The 25,430-nt window shown below is 67.8% G+C and carries 23 protein-coding genes; 15 read left to right on the forward strand and 8 right to left on the reverse strand.

Annotation, left to right across the window (positions count from 1 at the left end):
- Positions 1-244: 244 nt before the first annotated feature.
- Together NWF34_RS15355 and NWF34_RS15360 are read right to left on the reverse strand one after the other, a co-directional pair.
- Complete coding sequence (locus NWF34_RS15355) at positions 245-1,738, reverse strand: aldehyde dehydrogenase (RefSeq protein WP_024500249.1); 1,494 nt, start codon at positions 1,736-1,738, stop codon at positions 245-247.
- Positions 1,739-1,934: 196 nt separating this feature from the next.
- Positions 1,935-2,363 carry a hypothetical protein gene (locus NWF34_RS15360; RefSeq protein WP_024500250.1) on the reverse strand — a complete coding sequence of 143 codons (429 nt, stop codon included), beginning with the start codon at positions 2,361-2,363 and terminating at the stop codon, positions 1,935-1,937.
- Positions 2,364-2,436: 73 nt separating this feature from the next.
- Here NWF34_RS15360 and NWF34_RS15365 point away from each other — a divergent pair, with 73 nt between their 5' ends.
- The 6 genes from NWF34_RS15365 to mnhG are packed head-to-tail and all read left to right on the forward strand — an operon-like array spanning position 2,437 to position 9,138.
- Entirely contained in the window at positions 2,437-5,409 is a 2,973-nt protein-coding gene (locus NWF34_RS15365; RefSeq protein WP_238064139.1) for a Na+/H+ antiporter subunit A, read from the forward strand.
- Positions 5,406-6,095 (forward strand): Na(+)/H(+) antiporter subunit C, encoded by a 690-nt coding sequence (locus NWF34_RS15370; protein ID WP_096272928.1) that lies wholly within the window; start codon positions 5,406-5,408, stop codon positions 6,093-6,095. The genes NWF34_RS15365 and NWF34_RS15370 overlap by 4 nt, the downstream gene beginning before the upstream one ends.
- A complete protein-coding gene (locus tag NWF34_RS15375) occupies positions 6,092-7,705 on the forward strand; it encodes a Na+/H+ antiporter subunit D (protein ID WP_096272926.1) in 1,614 nt (537 codons plus the stop codon). The genes NWF34_RS15370 and NWF34_RS15375 overlap by 4 nt, the downstream gene beginning before the upstream one ends.
- Positions 7,702-8,535 carry a Na+/H+ antiporter subunit E gene (locus tag NWF34_RS15380; protein WP_096272924.1) on the forward strand — a complete coding sequence of 278 codons (834 nt, stop codon included), beginning with the start codon at positions 7,702-7,704 and terminating at the stop codon, positions 8,533-8,535. Before NWF34_RS15375 ends, NWF34_RS15380 begins: the two co-directional genes overlap by 4 nt.
- Entirely contained in the window at positions 8,532-8,795 is a 264-nt protein-coding gene (locus NWF34_RS15385) for a monovalent cation/H+ antiporter complex subunit F (RefSeq protein ID WP_096272922.1), read from the forward strand. The genes NWF34_RS15380 and NWF34_RS15385 overlap by 4 nt, the downstream gene beginning before the upstream one ends.
- Before the next feature lie 10 nt (positions 8,796-8,805).
- A complete protein-coding gene (mnhG, locus tag NWF34_RS15390; RefSeq protein WP_096272920.1) occupies positions 8,806-9,138 on the forward strand; it encodes a monovalent cation/H(+) antiporter subunit G in 333 nt (110 codons plus the stop codon).
- On the opposite strand, the gene NWF34_RS15395 is transcribed toward mnhG, so the two are convergent.
- The 4 genes from NWF34_RS15395 to NWF34_RS15410 all read right to left on the reverse strand — a co-directional run bounded on the left by NWF34_RS15395 (position 9,135) and on the right by NWF34_RS15410 (position 11,983).
- Positions 9,135-10,259: a glutamate--cysteine ligase gene (locus NWF34_RS15395; protein WP_096272918.1), complete on the reverse strand. Its 1,125-nt coding sequence runs from the start codon at positions 10,257-10,259 to the stop codon at positions 9,135-9,137. The two genes, mnhG and NWF34_RS15395, sit on opposite strands and share 4 nt — an antisense overlap.
- Positions 10,260-10,291: 32 nt before the next feature.
- Complete coding sequence (locus tag NWF34_RS15400; protein WP_096272916.1) at positions 10,292-10,972, reverse strand: superoxide dismutase family protein; 681 nt, start codon at positions 10,970-10,972, stop codon at positions 10,292-10,294.
- Positions 10,973-11,105: 133 nt separating this feature from the next.
- The gene (locus NWF34_RS15405) at positions 11,106-11,591 is read right to left on the reverse strand and encodes a LytR C-terminal domain-containing protein (protein WP_096272914.1); all 486 of its coding nucleotides are present in this window, start codon (positions 11,589-11,591) and stop codon (positions 11,106-11,108) included.
- A 47-nt stretch (positions 11,592-11,638) separates the two neighbouring features.
- Positions 11,639-11,983 (reverse strand): DUF3263 domain-containing protein, encoded by a 345-nt coding sequence (locus NWF34_RS15410; protein WP_024500253.1) that lies wholly within the window; start codon positions 11,981-11,983, stop codon positions 11,639-11,641.
- A 329-nt stretch (positions 11,984-12,312) separates the two neighbouring features.
- On the opposite strand from NWF34_RS15410, the gene NWF34_RS15415 reads away from it, so the two are divergent.
- The 8 genes from NWF34_RS15415 (at position 12,313) to NWF34_RS15450 (ending at position 19,042) form a co-directional block, all read left to right on the forward strand.
- Entirely contained in the window at positions 12,313-12,924 is a 612-nt protein-coding gene (locus NWF34_RS15415; protein ID WP_024500254.1) for a peptide deformylase, read from the forward strand.
- A gap of 8 nt (positions 12,925-12,932) precedes the next feature.
- The gene (locus tag NWF34_RS15420; protein ID WP_024500255.1) at positions 12,933-13,958 is read left to right on the forward strand and encodes a GNAT family N-acetyltransferase; all 1,026 of its coding nucleotides are present in this window, start codon (positions 12,933-12,935) and stop codon (positions 13,956-13,958) included.
- On the forward strand, positions 13,958-14,587 hold the full coding sequence (locus NWF34_RS15425; RefSeq protein WP_024500256.1) for a ribonuclease domain-containing protein: 630 nt from the start codon (positions 13,958-13,960) through the stop codon (positions 14,585-14,587). The genes NWF34_RS15420 and NWF34_RS15425 overlap by 1 nt, the downstream gene beginning before the upstream one ends.
- On the forward strand, positions 14,584-15,096 hold the full coding sequence (locus tag NWF34_RS15430) for a barstar family protein (protein WP_024500257.1): 513 nt from the start codon (positions 14,584-14,586) through the stop codon (positions 15,094-15,096). Before NWF34_RS15425 ends, NWF34_RS15430 begins: the two co-directional genes overlap by 4 nt.
- A gap of 59 nt (positions 15,097-15,155) precedes the next feature.
- Entirely contained in the window at positions 15,156-15,785 is a 630-nt protein-coding gene (locus NWF34_RS15435; RefSeq protein WP_024500258.1) for a TetR/AcrR family transcriptional regulator, read from the forward strand.
- A gap of 42 nt (positions 15,786-15,827) precedes the next feature.
- Positions 15,828-17,048 (forward strand): oxygenase MpaB family protein, encoded by a 1,221-nt coding sequence (locus NWF34_RS15440; RefSeq protein WP_375295676.1) that lies wholly within the window; start codon positions 15,828-15,830, stop codon positions 17,046-17,048.
- Complete coding sequence (locus tag NWF34_RS15445) at positions 17,045-18,187, forward strand: DUF5995 family protein (RefSeq protein ID WP_096272912.1); 1,143 nt, start codon at positions 17,045-17,047, stop codon at positions 18,185-18,187. Before NWF34_RS15440 ends, NWF34_RS15445 begins: the two co-directional genes overlap by 4 nt.
- A 69-nt stretch (positions 18,188-18,256) precedes the next feature.
- A complete protein-coding gene (locus NWF34_RS15450) occupies positions 18,257-19,042 on the forward strand; it encodes an exodeoxyribonuclease III (RefSeq protein ID WP_024500261.1) in 786 nt (261 codons plus the stop codon).
- Positions 19,043-19,157: 115 nt separating this feature from the next.
- Here the strand turns inward: NWF34_RS15450 and NWF34_RS15455 are convergent, their stop codons facing one another.
- A complete protein-coding gene (locus NWF34_RS15455) occupies positions 19,158-19,910 on the reverse strand; it encodes a siderophore-interacting protein (RefSeq protein WP_024500262.1) in 753 nt (250 codons plus the stop codon).
- Positions 19,907-21,571, reverse strand: a complete 1,665-nt coding sequence (mbtM, locus tag NWF34_RS15460) for a long-chain-fatty acid--ACP ligase MbtM (RefSeq protein WP_024500263.1) — start codon at positions 21,569-21,571, stop codon at positions 19,907-19,909. The genes NWF34_RS15455 and mbtM overlap by 4 nt, the downstream gene beginning before the upstream one ends.
- Before the next feature lie 339 nt (positions 21,572-21,910).
- On the opposite strand from mbtM, the gene NWF34_RS15465 reads away from it, so the two are divergent.
- Entirely contained in the window at positions 21,911-25,366 is a 3,456-nt protein-coding gene (locus NWF34_RS15465) for a non-ribosomal peptide synthetase (protein ID WP_096272910.1), read from the forward strand.
- The last annotated feature ends 64 nt before the right edge of the window (positions 25,367-25,430 follow it).

Here is a 25,430-nt window from a genome sequence, read left to right on the forward strand (position 1 = left end):
CCACCTTCGGGCACCACGTTAGATCGTTGAACATGAGACGTCAAGTGATATTTGTCAGCAGCTCAAGGTTTTCTTTTCTCGTTGCCACACAGCTGATTTCAACGACGACGACCAGGCGTGACAGTGTCACGCCTGGTCGTCTGTTTCGTTCCGCGCGCCACCTTGGCGACCCGGAAGGATCGCCACGTTGGCGTCGTTCAGTTGTCGGTCGTGCAGCCGTCGGAGAGGTCCGCCCTCACCCGGTTCAGGACTGCGGGGGCGCCGGTAGGTGCACGGTCTTGATCTCGAAGAACTCCTCGAGACCCTCCGCGCCGCCCTCGCGGCCGACACCGGACTGCTTGTAGCCGCCGAACGGCAGGGTGAAGTCGAGAACAGAGGTGTTCACGTTGACCGTTCCGGTCCGGATGCGTTGCGCGAGTTCGAATCCGCGCTCCACGTCGGCGGTGAAGACGGCACCGGACAAGCCGTAGACGGAGTCGTTGGCGATGGCCACCGCGTCGTCTTCGTCTTCGTAGGTGATGATCGAGATGACGGGACCGAACACCTCTTCCTGGGCGATCGTCATGTCGTTGCGCACGTTGTCGATGATCGTGGGCTGCACGAAGAAGCCCTGATCCCCGACCCTACCGCCGCCGTAGACGACCTCGGCACCCTCGGCCTTGGCCTTCTCGATGTAGCCCTCAACGCGCTCACGGTGACGCTCCGAGGTCAGCGGCCCCAGGAAATTCGTCTGCTCCCAGGGGTTTCCGATCGGGATCATGTCGAGGGCCGCCTTGTACGCCCCGACGATCTCGTCGTGACGCTTGCGCGAGACGAGGACGCGGGTCAGGGCGACACACGCCTGGCCGGACTGCATGCAACCGGCCATCGGCAGGTTGGCCATCACCGTGTTCAGGTCAGCGTCGTCGAGGATGATCGCCGCGGACTTGCCGCCCAGTTCGAGGGACACCTTCGCGACCCGGTCGGCCGCGAGGCTCATGATCCGACGGCCGGTGGCGGTGCTGCCGGTGAAGGTGATGTGGTCGACCTTCGGGTTGACCACGAGCGACTCGGAGACCTCACGGTCGGCGACGAGCACGCTGAGGACGCCCTCGGGGATCACACCCTCTTCGACGAGTTCGGCGACCACGTCGGCGAACACCGACGGCGACAGCGGCGCCTCGGGCGAGGTCTTGAGGACCACCGAGCACCCGGCGGCCAGCGCCGGGATCACCTTGAAGGCGATGCTGCCGATGGGACCGTTCCAGGGGATGATCGCGGCGACGACGCCGGTCGGCTCCTTGACGATGCGGGAGACCCCGCCGTCGGCGCGCGGACGCTCCTCGACGACATTCACCTTGCGCGCCTCGGCGGCCACCGCACGGTACAGGCCGAGCACCATCTGCTGGGTCATCGCGCTGACGGGCGCGGTGACGCCGACCTCGACGATGCCGAGGGTCGTCAGTTCGGGGATCCGCGTCTCGAGGCGGTCGGCGATGGCGTCGATCACGTCGGCACGTTCCGCAGGCGACTTGCGCGCCCATTCACCGCCGTCGAACGATGCCCGGGCCACGTCGACGGCACGCGCCATGTCCTCGGCGGTGGCGGCACGGACGCGGGCCGCGGTGCGCTCGGAGTACGAGTCGACCACGTCGATCCAGTCATTGCCGCTCGATTCGACCCAGCGGCCTCCGATGAAGACTCGGTCGCGGTCGGCGATGGTGGCGAGTGGGTCGGTCGCCTGTTCGGTCGTCGTCATGGAACAGCTCCTCGATGAGTGGATGTGCGGCCCCGGAGTCCAGGGCGGACAACACGGTGACGCAGCGTTGTGAATCGGGTCACAGGAGAGACTAGTAACCGAAAGGCGTTAGGTCAACACCTGACATGTTCTGTCATTTGTCTCGCAGCTTCGGGCACGAGAAAGCCCCCGCCGCAGCGGGGGCCGACGCGCCGGATTACTCCGCGTTCACCAGGTAGAACACCGATGAACCACCACCGGCCGCCTGGGGTGATGCGCCGATCTGGACCCAGAAGGTCGATCCGCCCTTGGACGCGGACAACACGGCGACCGACTGACCACCTTCGGTGGAACGGTGCGATTCGGTGTAGCCGGCGTCGGTGAGCTTCTTCGCCGCCGCGTCGAGCTGGTTGCCGGCATTCGCCGGACCCTGGACGGTGACCTCCCAGCCGTCGGCGCGTGTACCGCTCGCCGAGAGCACGTGCCCGTCGATCAGCGGCACCTGCGTGACGGGAAAATCCGACGGCAGCGGGACACCCTCGGGACCGGCTTGCTCCTCCTCGCCACACCCGGCCAGTGAGCCCGCGACCACCACGATCGAAGCCAGTACCACAAGGAGACGCCAGAGCCAGTCGAACCGGAACATACGGGCAACGGTAAAGTAGTTCCCGCGGGTGTTCGCCCGTGACACCCCGCCGGGAGAAAGACGGAGTGCCCTTTTGATATCCGTGTTGACTGCGTTGGCAGTGTGCGCACTGATAGCGCCCGCAGTCATCCACTGGATCGGCACCCGGGGCTTTTACATCCTCGCGCTCGCGCCGCTCGGCGCCCTGATCTGGGTGATCACCCACTGGCCCGAACCGGAAGCCGACCGCGTCGTCGTGGAGACGGTGAGCTGGGTTCCGTCGCTGCAGATGGACATCGCCACCCGGTTCGACACCCTCGCGGCGATCCTGTCCGTGCTGATCCTCGGGGTGGGCGCCCTCGTGCTCTGCTACTGCGCCCATTACTTCGACGACGCCCGTCCCCGCGTCGCGCTGTTCGGCGGCGAGATGGTCGCGTTCGCCGGTGCCATGTTCGGTCTGGTCGTCTCCGACAACATGCTCGTGCTCTATGTGTTCTGGGAGCTCACGACCGTGCTGTCGTTCATGCTGGTCGGCTTCTACGGCGTCCGCGCGACTGCCCGCCGGTCGGCCACCCAGGCGCTGCTGGTCACCACCTTCGGCGGTCTGGCCATGCTCGTCGGCATCGTCATGCTGGGCGAACGGTCCGGGACCTACCTGCTCTCGGAGATCATCGCGGCGCCGCCGACCGGCGTCTACGTCGACGTCGCGATCGTCCTGCTGCTCGTCGGCGCGCTCAGCAAATCGGCCATCGTCCCGTTCCACTTCTGGCTCCCGGGCGCCATGGCCGCCCCCACCCCGGTCAGCGCGTACCTGCACGCCGCGGCGATGGTGAAGGCCGGCATCTACCTGATCGCGCGGCTGGCCCCGGCCTTCTCGGTCACCGCCAGCTGGCAGGTCGCCGTCGTCGGACTGGGCGCGTTCACGATGGTCCTCGGCGGCTGGCGGTCGCTGCGTGAACTCGACCTCAAGCTCATCCTGGCCTTCGGCACGGTGTCCCAGCTCGGGTTCATGGCCGTGCTCGTCGGCATCGGCGACGCCAACGTGGCCATGGCCGGACTCGCCATGCTCGTCGCGCACGCCATGTTCAAAGCCTCGCTGTTCATGGTCGTCGGCATCATCGACCACGCCACCGGTACCCGCGACATACGTAAACTCGCGCGGCTCGGTCATCGGCTACCCGTGCTCGCCATCACCGCCGCGGTCGCCGGCGCCAGCATGGCCGGCATCCCCTTCACCTTCGGTTTCATCGGCAAGGAAACCGCCTTCGCGTCGGTCTGGGACACCGGCGCCCTCGCCCCCTGGCAGGCCCACACCGTCGACATCGTGCTGCTCGTCGGCTCGATCATCACCTGCGCGTACACGCTCCGTTTCCTGTGGGGGGCCTTCGGTCGCAAGGTGCGGCACACGCCCAGCCCGGCAGTGGCGAAGATGCACGCACCCTCATGGGCCTTCTACCTCTCCCCGGTCGTCCTCGCGGTCGCCGGTGTGGTGGCCGGACTCGTCAGCGGACCGATCGGCGATCTCTTCGAGCCCTACGCCGAGACCCTGAACAGCTACGGCCACGAGATCGAACACCTCGCCCTGTGGCATGGATTCGGCCTCCCGGTGATCTTCTCGATCATCGTCATCGTGGGCGGCGTGATCGCCTTCCTCGGCATCCGCCGAATCCGCGACCGCGTCTTCGGGTTCCGGCCCCTGCTCAACGCCGACCGCATCTACGACGCTGCGCTGCGTTCGGCCGACACCATCTCGCTGCTGCTGACCCGCAACACCCAGCGCGGTTCACTGCCCATCACCCAGGGCGTCATCCTGTGCACGGCGATCCTGCTGCCGACGATCGTCCTGTTCCTCGGCGCGCGCGACCGGCTGCAGGTCGACTACAGCGCCACCGCGGTCCAGGTCGTCATCGGCGGAATCATGATCGCCTCGGCGCTCGCCGCGGTCGTCCTGCGCAATCGTCTCGCCGCGACACTGTTGGTCGGCATCACCGGCTACGGCTGCGGCATGCTGTTCGCGCTCTACGGTGCCCCCGACCTCGCCCTCACCCAGTTCCTGGTGGAGACCCTGACGCTGGTCATCTTCGTGCTCGTGCTGCGCAAGCTGCCCGCCGAGCCGGAGAAGCGGCACGCCACCGCCTTCAAGCCCCTCCGCGCGCTGATCGGTCTCGCATTCGGCGCCATGCTCGTGGTGATCGGTCTGTACGCCGCCTCCGCGCGCTCGACCGAGCCCCTGCACGTCGACCTCCCCGAAGCCGCCTACAAGTACGGGCACGGCGCGAACGCGGTGAACGTGCTCCTGGTCGACATCCGCGCCTGGGACACGATCGGCGAGGTGTCGGTGCTGATCGTCGCGGCGACCGGCGTCGCCTCGATGGTGTTCCGCAACCGACGCTTCGGCGCGGCACCACGCGTCGCCGACGCCATCCGGCTGCAGGCGGGCATCAGTGGCGACGATTCGGACGACGACGATCCGATCCCACCCGACCGCACGACGTGGCTGCTCGGGTCGGGTCTGCGCGACCCGCGGCACCGTTCGATGGTGCTGGAGGCGACGACACGTCTGCTGTTCCCGACGATGGTGGTGCTCTCGGTCTACTTCTTCTACGCCGGCCACAACTCGCCGGGCGGTGGTTTCGCCGGCGGACTCACGGCAGGACTCGCACTCGTCCTGCGGTACCTCGCCGGCGGACGCTACGAGCTCGGTGAGGCCCTGCCGATCGAACCGGGCCGCATCCTGGGCGCGGGTCTGGCGATCTCCGCCACCACCGCGATCACCTCGATGTTCCTCGGGGCCCCGGCGCTCTCGTCGGCCGTCTTCGAGATCACCGTCCCCGTCCTCGGCGACATCAAACTGGTCACCGCGCTGTTCTTCGACCTCGGCATCTACCTCATCGTGATCGGCCTCGTGCTCGACGTGCTGCGCAGTCTCGGTGCGCGACTCGACGTCGAGACGACGATGGCCCGCACCACGGTCCGGTCCCGGACCTCGTCGGAGACGGTCCCGGCCGAATCGGACGAACCGACCGCCGAGAACGTACCGACCGGGAAGGGACAGGTGGCGCGATGAGCACCAACCTCCCGCTCCTGCTGGTCGTCGGATTCATGGCCGCCTGCGGTGTGTACCTGCTGATGGAACGCAGCCTGGTCCGGATGCTGTTCGGCCTGCTCCTGTGCGGCAACGCGCTGAACCTGATGATCATCGTGGTGTCCGGCGGGATGGGCAATCCGCCGATCCTGGGCCGGTCGTCGGAGAACCGTGCAACCGATGCCGACCCGCTCGCACAGGGGATGGTCCTGACCGCGATCGTCATCACCATGGGTGTGGCGGCGTTCGTGCTCGCGCTGGTGTACCGGCTGTTCGTGATCAACCGCGACGACGACGACGTCGAGGACGACGTCGAGGACGTCAAGATCAAGACCGGCACGCTCGACACCGCCCCCGACCGCGACCGCAGCGACGACCCGGTCACCTTGTCCGACACCGTGACCGGCGACTACTTCGACGACGCGGGCAACCCGCTCACCCCCGAGGAGGCCGCCGAGCGGCACTCCGCCCTGCATGAGACCGACATCATGCCGACCGACGCGGACGTCATCGACGAGATCGGTTCCGACGACACCGAGGACGACCCGGACGTCGTTGGCGACAAGGTGCCCGACGACGACTCGGGCGAGCCGAATGTCATCAGCAGCTCCGGGGAGAAGATCGCCGCCGACGACGCAGCACACAGTTCCGAAGGGGGTGACCGATGACTCCGCAGCCGTCCTGGATTCCCGTCCTGATCGCCCTGCCGACGCTGGTGCCCCTGGGCGCCGCCGCGCTCTCGCTGCTGCTGGGCCGGAGCCCCCGGTTCCAGCGCGTGGTCGCCATCGGGGCGATCTCGGTGGCGTTCATCACGTCGTGCCTGCTGCTCTACCTGACCGACCGGCACGGCACCTTCGCCGTCGCGATCGGCGGCTGGGGCGACAAGGGCTACCCCAACGGTCCGCTCGGGATCACGCTGGTCGTCGATCAACTGGCCGCCCTGATGCTCGTCGTCTCGACGATCGTGCTGCTCTGCGTCGTCGTGTACGCGATCGGTCAGGGTATCCGGGACGGCACGGCGCAACAGCCGACGTCGATCTTCCTGCCGACCTACCTCATTCTCACCGCGGGTGTCTGCAACGCCTTCCTCGCCGGCGACCTGTTCAACCTGTACGTGTCCTTCGAGGTGCTCCTCACGGCGAGTTTCGTGCTGCTGACGCTCGGTGCCAGTGAGGAGCGCGTGCGAGCCGGCGCGTCGTACGTGATGGTGTCGATGGTGTCGTCGCTGATCTTCCTGGCCGGCATCGCCTTCGCGTACGCCACGACCGGCACGCTGAACCTCGCGGAGATGGCCGTCCGTCTCGACGACGTCTCCAGCGGTACCCGCAACGCCCTCTACGCCGTGCTGCTGGTCGCCTTCGGCATCAAGGCCGCGGTGTTCCCGCTGTCGACCTGGCTGCCCGACTCCTACCCCACCGCCCCCGCACCGGTCACCGCGGTGTTCGCCGGTCTGCTCACGAAGGTCGGTGTCTACGCGATCGTCCGCGCCCACACCCTGCTGTTCCCCGGCGGGTCGATGGACACGGTGCTGATGGTCGCAGGTCTGCTGACGATGATCGTGGGCATCTTCGGCGCGATCGCACAGTCCGACATCAAACGTCTGCTGTCGTTCACCCTCGTCAGCCACATCGGCTACATGGTCTTCGGTGTCGCCCTGTCGTCGGAACTCGGCATGTCGGCCGCGATCTACTACGTCGCCCACCACATCCTCGTCCAGACCACGTTGTTCCTGGTGGTGGGACTGATCGAACGTCAAGCGGGTTCGGCGTCGCTGCGTCGTCTCGGTGGCCTGATCGCCAGCCCGATCCTCGCCGTCCTGTTCCTGGTCCCGGCCCTCAACCTGGGCGGCATCCCGCCGTTCTCCGGGTTCATCGGCAAGGTCGCCCTTCTCCAGGCCGGCGTCCAGAACGGCTCGGTGCTGGCCTGGATTCTGGTGACCGGTTCGGTCGTGACCAGCCTGCTCACGCTGTATGTGATGGCCCGCATCTGGACCAAGGGTTTCTGGCGGCCACGTGCCGACGCCCCCGAGGGCGAGCTGGCCGACCAGGGACCGTCCGCACTCATCGACGAACGCGACGAGGGCGCCTTCTCCGACCGTGAGGACGTCGGCCGCATGCCGGCGATGATGGTGCTCCCCACGTTCGCGATGGTCGTGGCGGGTCTGGTGCTCACGCTGTGGGCAGGCCCGATCTTCGACTTCACCGACAGTGCCGCGACCGACGTCGTGCACCGCGGCGTGTATGTCGAGGCCGTACTGGGCGGAGGTGAAACACGGTGACCACCGGAGAACCGCACACCGGCAAGCACACGGGGCCGCCGAAGCGGCGCGCGCCCGTGGTCTCCACCAAGGGGCCCGTGCTGTCGCTGGTGATCAACACCTGGCGGGTGTCGCTGCTGTTCCTCTTCTGGCACTTCGTCAGTGCCCTGGTGTGGCTGCGCAATCACACGAGCCTGCCCACGTGGCTCGGCGGCGACAGCCGCGAGGTCGCGGTCCGGCTCTGGACCATCGCCTGGCTGACCTTCGTGTGGGTCTTGTTGTGGGGCACCGTCTCCTGGGCGAACGTCATCGGCGGTGTCGTCCTGGCGATCACGGTGCTCACCGTGCTGCCGCTGCCCCGCGTGCCCGTCGAGGGCCGTATCCATCCGTTGTCGGTGGCGCGGCTCCTCGTCCGGATGGTCGTCGACTTCTTCGTCTCGAGTGTGCAGATCGGCTGGATGGCCCTGCGTCCCGGCCGTCCGCCGCTCGGCGCGGTCGTGCGAGTCCGGGTGGCGATCAAGTCGGACATGGTTCTCACTCTCGCCGTCGACTACCTGAACCTCGTGCCGGGCACGATGGTGCTCGAGATCGACCACCGGCGGCGCATGCTGTACGTCCATGTCTTCGACGTCCGCTCGGAGAAGAAGGTGCGCGCCTTCTACGACCAGGTGGCGTATGTCGAGCGCATGTTCATCAAGGCCTTCGAGCGCGACAGCGAATGGCATCCCAGCCCGTACCACGGCATCGACGAGGACTTCCATCACGTGCGGCCCATCGAACCGGTCGACGGCGCCCCACCGGCCGAAGAACCTGACCGGACCACGGGCCGGTCGGATCGAGGGGAGTCATGAGCGTGGTGTGGACGATCGTGGCGGCGATGCTGTTGCTCGCCGCGGTCCTGACGACGATCGCGATCCTGCGGGGTCCGACGACACTCGACCGCCTGGTCGCGCTCGACGTACTGATCGCCCTGTGCATGTGTGGCCTCGGTGCGTGGGCGGCCTACAGCCGGGACTCGACCGTCGTGCCGGCCATCGTCGCGCTGTCGTTGGTCAGCTTCGTGGGATCGGTGTCGATCGCACGCTTCCGTGTGCGGGATGACCAGACATGACGGTGAAGAAATGATTGTGGACATCGTCAGCGCGACGCTGATTCTCGTCGGCTGCCTCCTGGCGGTCACCGCGGCCATCGGCCTGGTCCGGTTCCCGGACACGCTGAGCCGAATGCATGCGGCCACCAAACCGCAGACCTTCGGCCTGCTGCTGGTCCTGATCGGTGCCGTCGTGCGACTCGGCGACAGTGTCGACAGTGGAATGCTCATCCTGGCCGGACTCTTCGCGCTGATCACCGCACCCGTGGTCGCACACCGGATCGGACGCCTGGCGTATCAGGAGCAGCGTGCCCGCGACGGCCTCATCGAGGAGCGGGACATGGAGTCACCCGACCGGGATTAACCGCCCAGTTCGGCCACGACCGATGCGACGACGTCGCGCATCGAGTGGGTGTCGCGGTACACCGCGCGCTGCCGCTGATAGCTGGCGCCCTGCGCGATGATGTTCTCGATCCCGGCGAGTTCGTCGACGCAGTCGAGGTCGCGCGCGATCGGCTGTAGGCGTTCGAGCAGGTCGTGGAGATCCTCGGTGACGAGTCTCTCGGTGCAGTCCGCGTCGAGGATGACGATGGCCTCGAGGCCGTAACGCGCTGCCCGCCACTTGTTCTCCTGAACGAGCCAGGGCGCCATCGTCGGCAGCGTCTCCCCCGCGGAGAACCGACGGTCGAGATCGACGACGAGACAGTGGATCAGTGCGACGATCGCCGAGAGCTCACCGAGGTTGGTCATGCCGTCGCAGACCCGCACCTCGATGGTGCCGAGATGCGGCGACGGGCGGATGTCCCAGCGGATCTCGTTGAGATGGTCGATGATCCCGGTCGTCTTCTGGTCGGCGACGAAAGCCTCGAACTGTTCCCAGGTCTCGAACTGGAACGGCAGCCCCGCGGTCGGGAGCTGCTGGAACATCATCGCGCGGTTGCTGGCGTAGCCGGTGTCCTGGCCGGCCCACATCGGCGACGACGAGGACAGCGCCAGCAGATGCGGATAGTAGTTCAGCAGGGCGTCGAGGATCGGGAGCACCTTGTCGCGGTGGCTGATCCCGACGTGGACGTGGACGCCCCAGATGAGCATCTGCCGACCCCACCACTGGGTGCGCTCGATGAGCTCGGCGTACCGGTGCCCTTCGGTCAGCAGTTGGGTCGAGTACTCGGCGAACGGATGGGTGCCCGCGCCGTAGAGGTCGACGCCGAGTTCTTCGGTCAGTACCCGCACGATGCCGAGCGTGTCGGTGAGATCCGCGACCGCCTCACCGGTCGTCCGGCAGATGCCGGTCACCAGCTCGACGGTGTTGCGGAGCAGCTCCTTGTGGATCTTCCCCAGACGTTCCGGGTGATGCTCCTCGACCGCGGCGAAGAGCGCCGCCGCCGAGTTCGACAGATCGCCGGTGACCTTGTCGGTCAGCGCGAATTCCCACTCGACCCCCAGAGTGGGGGACGGCGACCCGTCGAACTCGATCGGTGTCATGGACGGCCGCGATCGCTGTCGGATCGCGGTGCCTAGCTCTTCTCTTCGATGACGCCGCAGGCGATGCGGGAGCCGGCGTCACCGGTCTTCAGGGTGTCTTCCTTCGGTCCACCCGGGTACTTGTCGGCCGGGATGTTGCCGAAGTTGTCGGCCTTCTCGTGGATCATGATGGCCTTGCCGAAGACCTGCTGGAGCTTCACCGCGTCGGTCGTGGTGACCGTTCGGCCGGTGTGATCCTTCAGGATGTTGATCGAGACCAGGTCACCGCTCGCGGGGTGGCTGGTGTTGCCGTTGACCTGCAGGTGCCCACCCGCCGAGGTGAAGGCCTGTGCCCCGCCTGCACCGGCGTCGCAGGTGCCGTTCTCGTGGATGTGCATGCCGTGGAAGCCGGCCGGGAGGTCACCGTCGGTGATGCGGACGCTGACCGTGACCGCACCCTCGCTCTGGCTCTCGGCCGAGAAGGTGGCCTCGCCGACGACCTTGCCGGAGGCGTCCTTGATCTCGGCGACCGCGGTCTGGCCGCTGGGCTCGCTGTCCACGTCGTCCTCGGCACCCGGGGGCAGCGGTTTGTCGGAGACCACCGGCGGGGTCGTGCCGGGGACATCAGTGGGGTTCTGGTCGGGGCTACATCCGGCCAGGGCCACTCCGATCAGTCCCGCGGAAGCCAGCGCGGCGAGGGCGCGCGACGCGGTGAGTTTCGAACGTCCGGACATGTCACTCCTTGATCACTGTCACCGGGTCTGCGCCCGGTTGGGGCGGTTCACTGGGCGTCGGCCCAACGGTGCGCGACAACTACAGGCGCGCTGTTGAATTGTGGATGCTTCGACGATAGTCCGGCCTCGTGCGTCACGATCCACTGACCGCGGTCACCACGATGACCGGGAGCCCGCCCTTGCACCGGGTGAACGAGCTGGGACGCTCCTCTACGGAGACGGTGCCGCCCAACGCCTCCGCGAGCTGCTCGGCCTGCGCCTTGTCGGAGTCCTCGTCGTAGAAGACCGTGTTCTCGCTGAAGCCACCCGCGGTGTAGTTGCCGGGCTGGGCCATCGTGTAGCCCTTCTCCTTCAGCAGGTCGGTCACGTCCGACGCGAGTCCGGACACCTGGCCGGCGTTGATGACGCACACGCGCTTCGCCGACGCCGCGGCAGAGGTCGACGACGGGGTCGCTGCGGTGGGCGTCGAGGTGGCGGTCGCGGTCGTCTCGGTCTGGGGATCGCTTCCCGAGGTCGCCGCGGAATGCCAGCCGAGCCCGATGAAGACGACGGCCACTGCGAAGAGCATCATCGCCCCCGCGCGCAGCGGGAGGCGATTGGGCTCACGGTCTGCATTCATCACCGACGACCTTAACGCACCTCGGGTGGCTGACCGGGGTCAGCGTCTCAGGTGATCTCGAAGCCCAGACGACGCGCGGCGCGGGCCTTCTGGCGCGACGCACGGAGACGGCGGAGTCGCTTGACGAGCATGGGATCCGCGGCCAGCGCCTCAGGACGGTCCACCAGCGCGTTGAGCACCTGGTAGTACCGGGTCGCCGAGAGACCGAACAGTTCCTTGATCGCTTCTTCCTTGGCGCCGGCGTACTTCCACCACTGCCGCTCGAAGGCCAGGATGTCGTGTTCCCTGCGCGTCAGTCCGTCCGCACCGACCTCGTGCGGATCGAGCTGGGCTCCGTTGTCGGGGGTGGGTTGATCGCCTTCGTTCTGGCTACGCGCGACTGCGCCGTCCATCTCACTCCCTCACCGATGAAACCTGATGACCCTCACACCGTCGCCGACGTGCGCCGAGCCGGCGGACCGACCCGAGTTGACCGACTCGAGATTCCGGGACATGGCGACGAATCACAACAGTGTGGTTCGCAGACAATCTAACCACGGTCACGCCGTCCGATCGCGCTGTGACTCGCCACGACGCTCGGTCGGTCGAGACCACGCGTGAGCTGTCGCTGTAAGCCTCACCTCACCACGTTCACGTCGATCCGGGGAATCGGATGATTTCCGGACTGTGGCGCCGTACCCGGCGTCGTTCCGGCGCCCTGAGCAGCTATAGGGTGATCGGCATGGCGATTCTCCCGATCTGCATCGTGGGCGAGCCGGTGCTCCACCAGCCCACCTCCCCGGTCCCGCTCGACGCGGACGGCCGTCCGTCGCAAGAGGTCATCACCCTCCTCGACGACATGTACGAGACCATGGACGCGGCCCGTGGCGTGGGGCTGGCGGCCAACCAGGTCGGGGTCGGGTCCCGGATGTTCGTCTACGACTGCCCCGACGGCGACCGCATGGCCACCCGACGCCGCGGCGAGGTCATCAACCCGGTCCTCGAGACCTCCGAGATCCCCGAGACCATGCCCGATCCCGACGACAACGACGAGGGCTGCCTGTCCGTGCCGGGCGAGCAGTTCCCCACCGGCCGCGCCGACTGGGCACGCGTCACCGGCGTCGACCGGACCGGCGCCGAGGTCGTCATCGAGGGCAACGGCTTCTTCGCCCGCATGCTGCAGCACGAGGTGGGACACCTTGACGGGTTCCTCTACGTCGACGTGCTCGTCGGCCGCAACGCGCGGGCCGCGAAGAAGGCCATCAAGCGCAACAAATGGGGTGTCCCCGGGCTGACCTGGCTGCCGGGCACCGTCGCCGACCCCTTCGGGCACGACGACGAAGACGAGGACTGACCCACCAGGTGACTGTCTCGCTGTCGGGTGCCGTCGTCGGCGACCGGGTCGTCGTGCGCTATCTGCTGGGTTCCACGACACCCGCCGACTGGCGCGGCAATCCCGATGCCGCACAGTCGGATGTGACCGGCATCCTCGTCGACGACGCGGATCCCTTGCGGCTCGAGCGTGACGGCGAGGTGGTGTCGATCCCAGTCGCGACGGTGACATCGGTCCGGCTCCTCTCGGCACGTCCGGTGCGCAACAGGGAGATCCGCACACTCGAAGAGGCAGCGGCCCGTGCCTGGCCCGGCGTGGAGACCGCATGGATCGCCGGCTGGTTCCTCCGCGCCGGACTCGGCTTCACCCGCCGCGCCAATTCAGCTGTCCCACTGGACATGTCGGCCCATCCCGACGCGACCACGCTGCAGCGGATCGCTCGCTGGTACGCCGACCGCGACCTGCCGCCGCTCCTGGCGCTGCCCGACCGGCTGATGAAGGCATCGACCATCGGCGGCGTGGAGGACATCGAGGTACAGACGCTGACCTGCGACCTCGCGTCACTCACCGAGCGCCTCGCCGATTCACGGTCGGACGCGGTGCGGCTCGCGGACGAACCGGATGCGGCGTGGCTCGACGCCTACGCCGGACACCGAGCCGACGCCGACACCGACGTGGTCCGGCAGGTGGTGACAGCGGGTGACGAACCGCTGGTGTTCGCGTCGATCGATGCGGGCGGCACCGCGGCAGCTATCGGCCGGGGCATCGTCACCCAGGCCGCCGACGGCCGGAAGTGGCTGGGGCTCTCCGCATTGTGGACCGACCCCGCACGACGCCGCGCCGGCCTCTCCACCCAGGTGCTCGCCGAACTGGTGGCCTGGGGAGCCGAGAATGACGCCGACGCCGCCTGTCTGCAGGTCGAGACCACCAATCGCTCTGCCGGAGCGTGGTATCGGCGGCTCGGATTCGGCCTCCACCACGCCTACCGCTACCTGACCCCCGAGATCCCCTCCACCGACATCCCCACCGAGGACATCCCCACCGAGGACCACTGATGGCCCGCCGTTCACGTTCCCGTTCGACGCCCAGCGTCGCCCAGCGCCGGCGGCAGGCCGCGATCACCGTGGCCGCGTTCGTGATCATCGGGCTCGTCTTCGCGATCACGTGGTTCATCAACAACAGCCGCGACTCGAGCGCGGACGACATGCGTACGGCTGCGGCGTCGTCCACGACCAAGGCCACGAAGTCCAAGGCATCGAAGGCCGCGACCACAACCAAGACGACCACAATCAGGACGACCACCACCAAGACGTCGAGGCCGAAGACGTCCACGGCCCGGACGGCGACGAAGACCTCCAGGGCGTCGAAGACCTCGAAAACACCTGCTCCCGCATCGATTCCGGCGCACGTCACCCGCACGCTGGCGTACATCGACGCGGGCGAATGGCCCGAGGCCGCCCGGGCGCCGGGCACGAAGGGCGGAATGACCTTCCGCAACAACGAGGGTCATCTCCCGGCCACCGACGCGAACGACCGCCGGATCACATACCGAGAGTGGGACGTGAATCCCAAGGCCCCCAACCGCGGCCGGGATGCCGAGCGGATCGTCACCGGCAGTGACGGTTCCGCCTGGTACACCGCCGACCACTACCGCTCGTTCATCCAGATCCGAGGACCGTCATGACCGCGCCGCACGACGATTCGTTCATCGAGGACCTCCGCGCGTTCCTCGCCGGCGTAGGCCAAGACGGCCCCGCCGTCGCCGTCACGACCGCGCCGAGACTTCCCGATCTCGAGCCCGACACCCGCATCCGCACGGTCAGCGGCGCCACCGCGACCGACCTCGGTGGCCTGTACACCTCCTTCGCCCGCGTCTGGGATTTCCCGGACCACTTCGGGCGCAACAAGGATGCTTTCGACGACTGCATGCGGGATCTCGAAACCGCAGCCGCCGAGGGCGACGCCCCGTCGACGATCGTCGTCCACATCGCCCAGGCGCATCGGTTGCTGGATTCCGACGACGCAGGCTTCACATGGTTCGCGCAGTCCGTCGAGTTCTACCGCGATGAGTATCAAGATGGTGGACGCACCTTCGCGGTGATCCTGTCGACCTCGGATTCTCGTCTGGGCGAGGTGCGCTCCCGCTGGTCCGATGCGGGTGTGGCAATCACGGACCTGTCGAACCTCCGCTGATCAGGCCACGCCGGGTCGTGGCCCACCATGGCGTCGGACCGTCGTAACCTGGGGCGGAGATGACTACAGAACCGGCACGACGCGGCCGAGGCCGCCCTCCCGGCCCTCCGGTGGACCTCGACGCCCGTCGCGAGGAGCTACTCGACGCGGCCGAGGCCGCGATCCGCAGCTCCGGGGCGGAGGTCGGACTCGCCGAGGTCGCCAAGGCGGCCGGACTCACCCGCTCGGCGGTGTACGCGGCGTTCGCCGACCGGGACGCGCTCATGAATGCCCTGGCGGCGCGGCATGCGCGGAAGATCGTGGAGAAGCTCACCGTCGTGGTCAGCGGAACCATCGAACCGGCCGATCAGACGCGCGCCGCCATCGACATCCTGGCCGAATGGTTCGACACCGAACCCCAACTCGCCCAGCTCCTCACCGGCCGGCTCGACCAGTCCGCCGACGGGGAGTCCGGGGCCGTGGTCAGCGCGATCGCCGAGATCCTGCGCGCAGGCTTCCGCGCACGTGGTGGCGACGACGCCCCCGCCGATTCCTGGGCGCACGCGCTCGTGGGCGCGGTCTCGTCGACGGTGAGCTGGTGGTCGCGCACCCGGTCGATCCCGCGGTCGACGCTGGTCGATCACCTCCATCTCCTCATCTGGTCCGGTTTCGAAGGCGTCGACAGCAGGGCGAACGCCCGCAACCCTTGACCACAACCCATCAAAAAGACACACTGTCTTTTTATGAACGCCATGAGTACCGTCACACCGCAACGCGCCGCCTCGATCACCGGCGCCCGCAACTGGACGGAGGTGAGGTCCGCCCATCCCGAACAGGTCGACGCGATGGCCGACGGGTTGATGGTGGGCGACCCCGCCGCCGACGCCGTCATCGCCGAGATGTTCGCCGGCGAGGGGTGGGCGTGGCCCCAGATCATCGCCGCCGTCGACGATCCGACCCTGGGCGCCGACGCCCCACCCGCCCTGCAACGGTTCCTCGACCAGGCCGCCCATACACCGCCGTGGTTCGATCCGGCCGTCGCACGCGCCGGCGCCGAGGCGTGGTGGCGTTTCGGTTCGCTGCAGTCGAGCACCTTGTACCAGTCGCTGATCTACGGATATCAGGCCCGTGGATTCACCCGGCCCCTGGTGGAAACCGGCCGATTCACCGAAGGCACCTGGGACCGCGTCGTCGCCACCGGACGGTGGGTCACCCTCGCCACGGCCCCCGGAATGATGGAACCCGGCAACCCCGGCTGGTCGCAGACGCTGCGAATCCGCTTGGTGCACGCCATCATTCGCCACCACCTGCACGCGGGCGAGACATGGGACGACGATCAGTGGGGCGTACCGATCAACCAGACGTACTCACAGCTGACCATCACCGCCGGTTTCCTCGTCCTGCCACTCCGGGTCGCCAAGGACTTCGGAATCCAGTACTCCCAGGCCGAACTCGAGGCGATCACCCATCTGTGGCGTTGGATCGGCTGGGTGATGGGCGTCGACGAGCACCGGCTCCCGAAGAGCTTCGCCGACGCGCGGCGGACGGACCACATCGGACGCGAATTCCACCTGACCCCACCGGAGGAGTCCAAGCTGCTCGTCCAGGCACTCCTCGACGACGGGTACCGAACCGATCTCCGACTGCCCAAGCCACTCAACAACGCGGTGCACCGGTTGTCCCGGCCATTCCTCCGGAGCCTGTTCGCCTCCGTGTCGACCCGCTGGGTCGACGACGAGGTCGCGGCCGCAATGGGTTTGCGGTCCACGCCGCTGCATCACCTGGTGACCCTGGCGCGACCCGTCGTGCGCTCTCGCGAGATGGCGCGCGGCGCCGGACTGCTCGGCTCCGAGCGGAAGGTCGCGCATCGCGAACTACAGCTCGTCACCATGCAACTCGGCATCGACCTCGAGCACATCATGTCCACCCGTTACGACGCCGCCGACAAGGGCCACCTGGAGACCGTCGCATGACCGCCACCTTCACCCTCCGCCAGAAACTCCGTTGCACCCCCGAGGCCGCATGGCATCTGCTGACCGATCCGGAGCAGATGTGCCGGTGGTCGACGGCACCGATCAGCCCGCTGTCCAGCGGCCCGCAGGATCGACTCGACACCCCGGGCGCGCTGCGCATGGTGACGCTGCCGGGAGGACGGGTCAAACTGCGCGAGGTCATCGAAGATGCGGAGTTCCCAACGACATTCAGGTACCGCGTCTACGACGGTGGTCCTCTGCTGGTGGACCACCGCGGTCACCAGCGCGTCGTCGAGACCCCCGATGGCGTCGAGGTGCACTGGACCGTCCACATGACCCTCTTCCCCGGTGTTCTCTCTCATGTGATGGCCCGCAAGATCCGCGGAGAGGTGCAACGGTCCCTCGAGGTGATGGCGTCGATCGCCGGCGAGCTCGACGACGCGACGCTCACTCCCCCGAGCACCAGCCCACCCCGCGAACCCGACGACCTCGACGAACTCGTGGCGTCCGCGCTCGCGATCCGCGACCTACAGCAGGAGATCGCCGACGAGCTCGCCGGCGCCAACGACCCGAAACAGTGGTTCGCCCGCGTCTACCAGTACGTGACCGAGACGATGATCGACGCGGCCACCGGACGTCTCGAACTGGGACTGACCCACCCCGATTGGGTCCTCGCGATCATCCCGGTCTTCCACGACTACTTCGCCCGCAACCTAGACGCCTACCGGAACGGCGGCGACGTCGAGGAACCGTGGCGGGTCGCATGGTCTACCTGCGAGATCGTCAGCCCGGAGAAGCCGCATCTGCCGGTCATGGAAGGACTGCTGGCCGGGGTCTCGGCACACATCGAAGCCGATCTGCCGCGGGCGCTCGCGGAGGTCCGTCTCGACCGCTATCCCAACCGTGATCTGCGCGAATTCCGGCCCGACTACCTCCGGCTCGCCCCGGTCTTCACCGTCGCCTCCGACCGGCTGCTCGCCGATCTGCCCCGGAGCCACAAGCCCTGGTGGGCCGGGATCGCCGGCCGGTTCAACACCCAGTTCCGCGACGCCTTGCTCGCCCGGACCGGGTACGACGTGGCCCGACACCGCGTCCGGTCGTTCGAACGCGCCGTAGAGCTGGCCGCCAACCCCCGGTGACCCTGCAGGCCGACCGGCCACATTATGGTGGACCCGACATCGGCCACCACCATGATCGAGGAACGCTGCATGCGCTTCGCCACCTGGAACGTCAATTCGATTCGGGCGCGATCGGAGTCGGTCGTCGCGTGGATGGAGCAGGCCGACATCGACGTGCTGGCGATGCAGGAGACGAAGTGTCACGACGACGCGTTTCCGCTGATGAGTTTCCTGGCCGCCGGTTACGACGTGGCACACATCGGGCAGGGCGCCTACAACGGGGTCGCGATCGCGTCGCGGGTCGGCCTGGACGGCATCGAGATCGCCTTCGACGGCGTGCCCACCTATCCGGTCGACAACCAGCCGATCCGCGAGGCTCGCGCGATCTCCGCGGTGTGCGCCGGGGTGCGCGTGTGGAGTCTGTACGTCCCCAACGGACGTACGCCCGACGATCCGCACTACGAGTACAAACTGCGCTGGCTCGACGCGCTCGGTGACCACATCGCACTGCGGCTGGCTCACGATCCGGCCGTCGAGATGATGCTGGCCGGCGACTGGAACGTCGCCCAGACCGACGACGACGTCTGGGACCGCGAATACTTCGAGGGACGCACCCATGTCACACCTCCGGAACGCGCAGCGGTGCAGCGCTTCCTGGACGGCGGTCTGGTCGACTCCGCGCTCCCCTACGCCCCCGGTTACACGTTCTGGGACTACACACAGTTGCGCTTCCCGCGCGACGAGGGCATGCGTATCGACTACGCGTTCTGTTCACCCGCGCTCGACACACGCGTTATGGGCGCGCACATCGACCGCGAGGCGCGGAAACGCAAGGGCGCCAGCGATCATGCCCCGGTGGTGTTCGACCTCGCTTGACCGCTCCCTGAGGAGCGAGCCTGCGAGCATCTCGAAGAGTCCTTTCGATACGCCCTTCGCAAGCTCCGGGCTACTCAAGGAGCAGAAAGAGCGAGCTCGCGAGCGTCTCGAAGGGTCAGGCGAAGGACTTGCCCGGAATCCAGTAGGCCTGCGCCTTCACTGACTTCTTGGGGATTCCGTAGTCGTTCTTCAGCGTCGCCGACACCGCGCGGGTGCTGACCGAATCCAGTGCGACCCAACCGAAGTGGCCATTCGCATCGAAGGCCGCGGAGCGTACGGCGTCGACGAGTGCGGCCCCGTCGCGCTCACGGGCGATCCAGTGGACGGTGTCGTGCGCACGAGCACGCAGCGGCAGGGACCTGTCGCTCTCGTGCTGATACTCCAACCAGATCGTGGCAGGCGTCTCCGGGCGACCGGATGCCTCGATGGCGTCGAGCAGCGAGTTGATCGCCGGGAGCGAAGCCGCGTCACCGGCCATGACCCACCCGCGGACGTCGGCCGGCATGGCGAACTTCGAACCCATCACGGTGGCGTTGATCGTGTCCCCGGGCTGCGCCTGCTGCGCCCAGCGGGCGGCGATGCCGTCGTGGATCGCGAACTCGATGCCGAAGGTGTCGGCGGCAGGGTCGGCGTCGACGAGGGTGTACCCCCGTTGGTGGAGTTTGCCCGCGTCGTCGAACCACATCCGGATCCACATCGTGGGGTGCAGTGCTCGTTTCGCGAGGAGACCGCCGCCGCTGAAGGTCAGACGCACATAGTGTTCGGTCACCACCTCGGAGCCGGTCACGGTGAGCCGGAAGTCGTCGCCGCCCAGCAGCTTGAGGACGGCGCCCTGCCATCCACGACCTCTTGTCACCACTTGGCTCACTGTTGCTCGACCGATCCGAGCGTCCCGTCCTCGACCATCTGGCGGGTTTCGAGGCGACGGATCTTGCCCGAGGTGGTACGTGGAACCGAATCGGGGGCCAGGAAGATCACGTCCGCCGGCATGATCCCGCATGCCGATGCGACCTCCGACATGACCTCGGCACGAGCCTTTTCCGGGTCCGAACCCTTGTACTCGGCGACGATCACCAGGCCCGGACGCGACGACCCTTCGCCCCGCGCCATCGCGACCACGCCGCCACGCCGAACGCCGGCGGCCTCGGCGGCCGCGCGCTCGATCTCGATCGGGAACAGGTTGCGTCCGGCAACGATGATGACCTCTTTGGCCCGTCCACAGATGACCAGGCGGTCGTCGATCAGATAACCGAGGTCACCTGTGGAGAACCATTCCCCCGCACCGAGATCGGCGCTGCCGAGGTAGCCGCGCATCATCGAGGCACCACGGATCTCCACGTGGCCCACGGAACGACCGTCGACGGCGGGAACGTCAATATTCGGTTCGACGATCCGAATCTGCATGCCGCCCAGCGGCTTTCCGAGGATCGCGTACCGGCGTCGGATGGGTTCGCCGCCGCCGGGCGGGGTCACCGTCACCTCGTCGTAGTGTGCGCCCTCGCCGACCGCGGGCATCGTCACGGCACAAGCGGATTCGGCCATGCCGTAGGCGGGTGCCGCCGCCGAGCGATCGAAACCGAACGGCGCGGTCGCCTCGAGGAACTTGTCGAATGCGTCGGCGTCGATCGGCTCGCCGCCGCTGATCGCGACGCGGAGGTTCGACAGGTCGACGTCGCGCAGGAGTTTCCCGTAGCGACCGAGGATGTCGTAGGCGAAGTTCGGGGCGGCCGTCACGGTGGCCTTCGTCTCGGTCAGCCACTGCATCCACTTGAACGGCGCGGCGGCGAACGCGGTGTTCGGCAACACATAGGTGGAGATGCCGGTGGTCATGCCGGCGAGCAGGAACATCAGGCCCATGTCGTGGTACAGCGGGAGCCAACTGAACCCCGTGTCGCGGGTGCGGTGCAGTCCGAGGCGGCTCACGAGTTCGATCGCGTTGGAGTACACGGCCGACGACGTGAGCACCGCGGTCTTGGGGTCACCGGTCGACCCGGCGGTGCCCTGCAGGACAGCGACGGTGTTGCTGTTGACGTTGCGGGCGACGAAGTCGGTGGTGTCGGCGGCGACACCGAACTCGGCGACCCGCGCGATCCTCAGGTGACCGTCGACCTTCGACAGCAGGTCGAGCTGGGAGCCGCTGCCCAGGACGGTGCCGACACCGATCGAGACGAATCGCGAGTAGGTGGCCTGCGCCCACCGGTCCTCGTCGGCTCCACGGATGGGTCCGGGCAGAATGCTCACCGGCACTCCGACGAGCCACGCACCCTGGATCGCGGCGATCAGGTCGACGGTGGGATCGCCGATGAGTCCGACGGCGAGCGGCTCGTGGAGCTCACTGTCGGCGAGCAGCTGCACCGCGATCTGCTCGGCGCGTGCGTGGACCTCGCGCCAGGGCGCGGTCACCCACTCGCCGGTGTCGGAGTCGAGCACGGACAGCGTGGTGTTCCCCGCCGACATCGCCTCTCGGACAGTTGCTGCCAGGGTATTGGTGGAGCCGGCCTCCTCCAGGACCACGCTGCTCTGCGACATGTTCGTTCCCCGTTCTCGCCGACCGCGGCGTCGGCTGTCTCGTAAATCTGGCGAATGGCGTCCACTGCGCCGGAGCGCGCGAATCGCGTGGGTCGCGGCGACCGAACTCAGCCCACCACCCATGGGTAGGTTAGCCTAATCTTTGTAACGCACAAGGGGCGGTCGACTGCCCACCGAAGCGTGATTCAGATCATTTGGCGACATGGCGGTTCATAACTTAGGCTAACCTAAGTTTTGTCGCCGGCAGACGTTGGTCGCGGCGATTAGTTAGTATACCCTACCCTAAATTGGCGTACACGAGTAGACGACGTTCCCGAACCGCGAGAGGCACTTCGACTGATGGCCACGAACTCCGAGATGACATCCACCATCACCGATCTCGCCGACCCTGCCGTCATCCGTGCCGAGGTCGCCGGCGCTCTCGGCGTGACATCGGAGTCCCTCGACCCCACCCAGGACCTCATCGCCCAGGGACTCGACTCCCTGCGCATGATGCGACTGGCCGGCACCTGGCGCAAACGCGGCATCGACATCGACTTCGCCCGCCTGGCCGCCGCACCCACACTCGACGCCTGGACTGCACTCATCGGAAGTCCCGCGACCACCGCAGACACCGACGAGTCCCCGGAGAACGTCGACCCCACAGCACCTTTCCCGTTGGCGCCGATGCAGCACGCGTATTGGATCGGCCGCTCCGACAGCCATGCGTTCGGCAACGTCGCCGCGCACCTCTACATCGAATTCGACGGTCACGACATCGATCCGGACCGCTTCACCACCGCCATGAGCGCGCTGCTGGAGCGTCATCCGATGCTGCGGATCCGCGTACTCCCCGACGGCACCCAGGTCGTCGGACCCGCACATCCGGAGGCCATCGCCGTCCACGACCTCCGCGGCCGGCCGGCCGCGACGGTCGACGCGATCCTCGCCGAAAAGCGTTCACACGGAACGCATCGCGCCCTCCCGGTCGAGGAGGGCGCGGTCATCCGCGCGGAACTGAGCCTGCTTCCGGACGGCTCCACCCGCGTGCACCTCGACGTCGACATGATCGCGGCCGACGCCATGAGCTACCGCGTGCTCGTCGACGATTTCGCGCGTCTCTACCGCGGAGAGACCCTGCCGGAGCTCGGTGTCACCTTCGCGACGATCACGGCCGACCGGACGTCCCGTGAGATCCGCGACGAGGACCTCGCATGGTGGCGGGAGCGCATCCCCCACCTGCCCGGACCCCCCGAACTCCCAGTCGACGATCGCGCCGCCCGCGGCGAGGTGGAACCGCGCAGCGTCCGCCTCCACCATTCGGTCTCCGCCTCCGAGTGGAAACGACTCGAGGAACACGCCCATCGCCGGGGCGTCACCCCCGCGGCTGCGGTGGCGGCGGTCTTCGCCGAGGCCGTGGGCACGCACTCCGCGAATTCCCGCTTCCTGCTGACTGTTCCGCTGTTCGACCGTCCGCAGATCCACCCCGATGTCGAACGCGTGGTCGGCGACTTCACCTCCTCGATCCTCGTCGACGTCGACCTGAGCCAACCGGCGACGCTGGCCGAGCGCGCACATCAGATGCGTTCGGCAATGCATGACGCCGCTGCCCACGGTTCGATGAGCGGCCTCGACGTCCTCCGCGAACTCGGGCGTGCACGAGGCGAATCCGTCGTCTCGCCGGTCGTGTTCACCAGCGCGCTCGGGCTCGGCGACCTCTTCTCGGCGCAGTCCACCGACGTACTCGGCGACCCCACGTGGATCGTCTCACAGGGTCCCCAGGTACTGCTCGACGCACAGGTCACCGAGATCGCCGGCGGCCTGCTCCTGAACTGGGACGTCCGGGTGTCCGACCTCGACGAGACCACCGCCCGCGCGATGTTCGACTACTACGTCCGTCTCCTCGGCCTCCTCGTCGACGGCGAGTGGGACCTGGCCGCGCCCGATCCGGTCGCCGATGAGGTTCGTACACAACGTCGCTCGGTCGAGCACCCGCTCCCTGCCACCGATGTCTTCGACGGCACCCTGCACGGCACGATCTTCGGCCGCGCGGCGCAGCGGTCCGCGTATCCGGCGGTCATCACCGATGACCACACCTGGACGCACGGCGAGCTCACCGACGACGCACTCCGTGTGGCGGGCGCACTCGCCGCGGCGGGCCTCCGCACCGGGGACACCGTGGTCGTCCACCTGCCCAAGGGCGGCGACCAGGTCGTCGCCGCACTCGCCGTGCTCGCCGTCGGCGCCGCCTACGTACCGATCGCGCCGACGCAACCGGAGGCCCGCCGGGCCCGGATTGTCTCCATCGCCGGACCACGCGCTGTGCTCACCGCCGATGTCGGCGCCTGGGCGGACGGCGACGGACCCGCCGTCATCGACATCGCACATGCCCGAACCGCGGCACCGGCCGAGCCCGCAGAGGTGTCCGGCGAGGCGTTGGCCTACATCCTCTTCACCTCCGGATCGACGGGACTGCCCAAGGGCGTCCAGGTCCCACATCGTGCCGCGGTGGCCACCCTCACCGACCTCCTCGACCGCTACTCGCTCGACGAGCGTGATCGCAGCCTCCAGGTCTCCTCGCTCGAGTTCGACCTCTCCGTCTTCGACATCTTCGGACTGCTGGCCGTCGGCGGCGCCGTGGTGGTGCCCGGTGACGACGAGCGCACCAAGGTCGACGACTGGGTGCGGCTTCTCACCGAACACTCGGTGTCCGTGCTCAACTGCGTGCCGTCGATCCTCGGCATGATCCTCGACATCGGTTCGCTGCCCGCGTCGATGCGGGTGATCATCATGGGCGGTGACAAGGTCGAGGTGTCGCTGCTCGACCGGGTCGCCGCACAGCTGCCCGACTGCCGGGTCGCCGGCCTGGGCGGCACCACCGAGACCGCCATCCACTCCACGATCTGCGAAGCGGACGACGTGCCCGCCGGTATGGCGTTCGTGCCCTATGGCGTTCCGCTGCGCGGCGTCCGGTGCCGGGTCGTCGACGAGACCGGCCGTGACCGTCCCGACCTCGTCCCCGGTGAACTGTGGATCGGCGGTGCCGGCGTCGCCGACGGCTATCGCGGCGATCTCGAGCGCACGGCGGATCGCTTCGTCCACCATGACGGCGAGACGTGGTATCGGACCGGTGATCTCGCCCGCTATCTACCCGGCGGATTCCTCGACTTCCTCGGCCGCGCCGACCACATGGTGAAGGTGCGCGGCTACCGTGTGGAGCTCGGCGAGGTCGAAGCCGGACTGCTCGGGCTCGACGAGGTCGGTTCGGCGGTCGCCTGGTCCGACGGCCGCGACCTGCGTGCCGCGGTCGTCCCTGCCGGCGCACGGATCGGGGAGGACGAGATCCTCGCCGGACTCTCCGAAACGCTCCCGCCGCACATGATCCCGCGTTCGATCGCCGTGCTGGATGCTCTGCCCCTCACGGCGAACGGGAAGTACGACCGCAAGGCACTGGCAACCCTCGTCGACCCGTCGGACAGCGGCCCGGCGGTCGTCGCACCGCGTACTCCGCTCGAGGAGGCGCTCGTCGTGATCTTCTCCGACGTGCTGCCGGTCCGGCCGATCGGTGTCACCGAGGACTTCATCTCGCTCGGCGGCGACTCGGTGCAGGCCACCCGCCTCGTGGCGCTGTCGCGCACCTGGCTCGACGCCCCGCGCCTGTCGGTCGCCGACATCTTCGGTCACCGGACCATCGCAGGCCTCGCCGAACGGCTCACCGCCCTCGAAGGCCCGCGCGTCACGCGCGTCGCCGAGATCTTCCTCGGCGTCGTGGCCCTGACCGACGACCAGGTGGACGCCGAACTCGCCGGGACCTGACGCGCGGCCGGCAGCCCCGGCACCCACCACGACCGCACCCACCACGACCGCAGACTTCACGACA

This window comes from Gordonia sp. GONU, from assembly GCF_024733855.1.
In the GTDB taxonomy this organism is placed as follows: Bacteria; Actinomycetota; Actinomycetes; order Mycobacteriales; family Mycobacteriaceae; genus Gordonia; species Gordonia amicalis.